Origin of the sequence: Micromonospora sp. NPDC051296, assembly GCF_040682255.1 — a bacterium.
GTDB lineage: Bacteria > Actinomycetota > Actinomycetes > Mycobacteriales > Micromonosporaceae > Micromonospora > Micromonospora craterilacus.
Window position 1 is genome coordinate 1 of record NZ_JBFBAO010000555.1, and the last position, 3,045, is coordinate 3,045.

The window sequence follows — 3,045 nt, forward strand, 5'->3', positions numbered from 1 at the left end:
GGGTCGGTCTTCCACACGTAGTTGTACTGGCCGTTCGCACTGGCGGACATGCTCGATCCGCCGGGGTTGACCGCTGCGACGGGGGTGGGGCGCGGCGTGATGGGGCCGTCGGGGTTGATAGTCCGCAGGGTGTCGCAGTCGACCAGGCGGGAGTAGGGCGAGTTGCTGGCGAGGATGTCCAAGCCCCGGTTGGTGGCGAGCTTGAACTTCATCGGTGCCGCGTCACCCGCGGTGAAGGTGTTCAGACCCGGCTGTGCGCTACGGCCGATGAAGTCGGCGCGGCAGGACGGGTGGGTGTCGAACGCCTCGGTGTTGTCATTGCGGTTGGTGGTGCCCTGGACGGCGCTGTAGCCGAGGCCGCGGCGGGCGAAGGAGGCCCACAGGGTGCAGGAGTTCTCGCCGCCGGTCAACGCCGCGTCGGCGGCGATGATGGCGTTGCGGCCGGTGACGAAGCCCGGGCCGCAACCCTGCATCTTCAGACCGTCCATGACCAGCTGCATCGCGAGGTTGTTACCGCCGGTGCTCCACGACTCGTACACCTTGGGGTTGAACCCGTGCCGCTCGACGAGATCCCAGGCCATGTCCCACAGCACCGCCGCCCAGCCGTGGCCGATGCCGTGCGGCGCGGCGAGCGAGGTGCCGTTGAGCCAACCGCCGGTCTTGATGCTGTCGTAGGTGAACGGCTGGAGCTCCATGTTCCGCGAGTACGGCCGCGGCCGGAAACCGTCACCCACCCGGCTGTCCTGGAACAGCGCGTACTGCCCGTAACCGCGCGGGGTTTCCGGGCCGTCGATCGCGGGGTTGAGCAGCGCGGCGATCGCGAGGAAGTCGCTCCAGCCCTCACCCATCTGCTCGTCACCGGTGAGGCAGTTGATCCCCGGGCCACCGGTCAGCCGGAGGGAGACTCCGTGGCCGTACTCGTGGAAGATCGTCTCCGCGCGGAACGAGGCGTCCCGCATCGCCGGCCGGTCCAGGTTGCGGTGCACCCGGCCGGCGGCGGGCAGCGCCGACTTGATGCTGTTGCCGTCGGCCTGGCTCACCATCACGGCGGGGATCCCGACGGGCGGGCTCATGGATCCGCTCATCACCACCGGAGCACTGGCGACGTTGTTGACCACCACCACGGCAGCGGCACCCGCCTGCTCGGCGTTGGTCACCTGGACGTAGTAGTTACAGGTGCTGGTGCGGTCGACCACCGCGATCGCACCGGCGGGCAGGCTGTACGCGGTGCAGCCGTCGCCGGTCGCCCCCACGCCGTCGTTGACCAGCACGACGTCGCCGCCGAAGCCGGCACTCGTCGGGGCGGGCGTGAACCGCGCGTACTCCGCCTGGTACGTGGCGGCGGCCGAGCCCGAGCCGACCGTCACCGCGTTGGGCAGGCCGAACTGGTTGCCCGGCCAGAGGAACATCTGCATCCGCGGCCGGCCGCCGTCCGCGGCCGGGGTGGAGAAGTTGGCGTTGTTCTGGCCGGAGCCGTCATGCGCCTCGCACATGACGTCGTCGCCGCCGACGCCGCCACGACCGTAGTTGTTGACCTGGAAGTTGCCCGACTGCTCGTCGAAGCCGTACCGGTAGGTGATGTCGTGGACGATGTTGCACCAGTAGAACTGGTTCACCACCGCGGCCTGAGCGTAGGTCTGCGGGTGTTCGTTGAGATCGGCCGCGAAGTTGAAGGTGAGGCTGGGCCCGCCGTCGGCCGGACTGTCCGGGTCGACCTGGTTGTTGGCGTCCCGGTCGGTATAGGCGTACGCGTTGTTGCCCCGCGTGGTGGTGTACTCGGCACCCGGGACGCCGTCGGTGTCGTGCCAGCCGTACGGCGAGGCGAGCCCGTCCGCCGGGTTGGTCACCACGGTCTGCGGCCCCTCGTTCGGGTCGTTCTTCGGGAACTCGTAGACCAGGTAGCTCGACCCGTCGTCGACCGGGTTCAGCGGGCTGACCATCGGGGTGGCGACGGTCTGGGTGGCGACGGCCGAGGTCTGCTGTTCCGGCCGGCCCAACGTGCTGGCCAGGTCCGCCGGGCTGTCGTGGCTGGTCCAGTCGTCGGAGTCGAGCATGTCGCCGGTTTCGGCGTCGATGGTGGCGTTCCAGAGGTGGGCGTCGGTGGAGTCGTCGATGACGAGTTGCCAGGCCAGGCGGAGCCCGTCGTCGGTCGGCTGCCAACCCAGCTTCGCCGGGATCGGCTCGTCGGAGATGCCGCTTCCGGAGACGACGGTCTTTTGGGCGGCGCCGCCGGCGCGGCTCATGACTCGGGAGTTCTTGGGGGCGGCGAGGTCGAGGGCGTCGGCTGCGGCTTCCACGGCGTCGACGGCGTCGAGGTCGACGGTGCCGCTGGCGTTGTCGGCGAGGCCGGTGACGAGGGTGTCGCCGACGAAGACGACGCTGCCGTCCTTGGCGATGTTGACGGTGGCGGTGGCGCCGAAGATTTCCAGGTTTTCGTGGCGTTGTGCGAGGTTGACGTGGGTGACGCCGCTGTGGCGGCTGGTGTAGCTGGACAGCACGGTCAGGTCGCTGAGGTCGGCTTTGGTGACGCCGTGCTGGGTGGGGTTGCCCCGCAGGTAGCGGGTGGCGATGTCTTCGGGGGAGCCCTCGTTCGGGCCGGTCAGGAAGATCGGATTCGACGCGCCACCCTCCTCGGGAGCAGCCGAGGCAGGGTTCGAGGTCAGCGACGTCAGGGACACGACGAGAGTCGTGGACAGCAGCAACGCGGCACTGCGGCGACCACGAGATCTCCGGGGGGATGAAGGCACAGGTGTTCCCTTCGCTGGGGAAAGACGGAGGGAGCGTTCCGTCGTGCGGAACGCTCCCTCCCTGGGTTCTACCTTGGATCGGTGGTGGGAATCAGCCGATGAACTTGAAGTAGCTGCGGTACTGGAATCCGTTGTCGAGGGTCAGGACGAATTCGCGGCAAGTGCCGGCCCAGCTTGGGTCGGTCTTCCACACGTAGTTGTACTGGCCGTTCGCACTGGCGGACATGCTCGATCCGCCGGGGTTGACCGCTGCGACGGGGGTGGGGCGCGGGGTGATCGGACCGCTGGGGTTGACGGT

The 3,045-nt window shown here is 68.7% G+C and carries 2 protein-coding genes; both read right to left on the reverse strand.

The annotated features are described in order from the left end of the window. The coding region (locus AB0M52_RS32765; protein ID WP_363961688.1) for a M36 family metallopeptidase at window positions 1-2,678 on the reverse strand (2,678 nt) is incomplete at its 3' end. 160 nt (window positions 2,679-2,838) lie between these two features. Further along, window positions 2,839-3,045: PxKF domain-containing protein (locus AB0M52_RS32770; RefSeq protein WP_363961690.1), on the reverse strand; the 207-nt coding region annotated here is incomplete at its 5' end.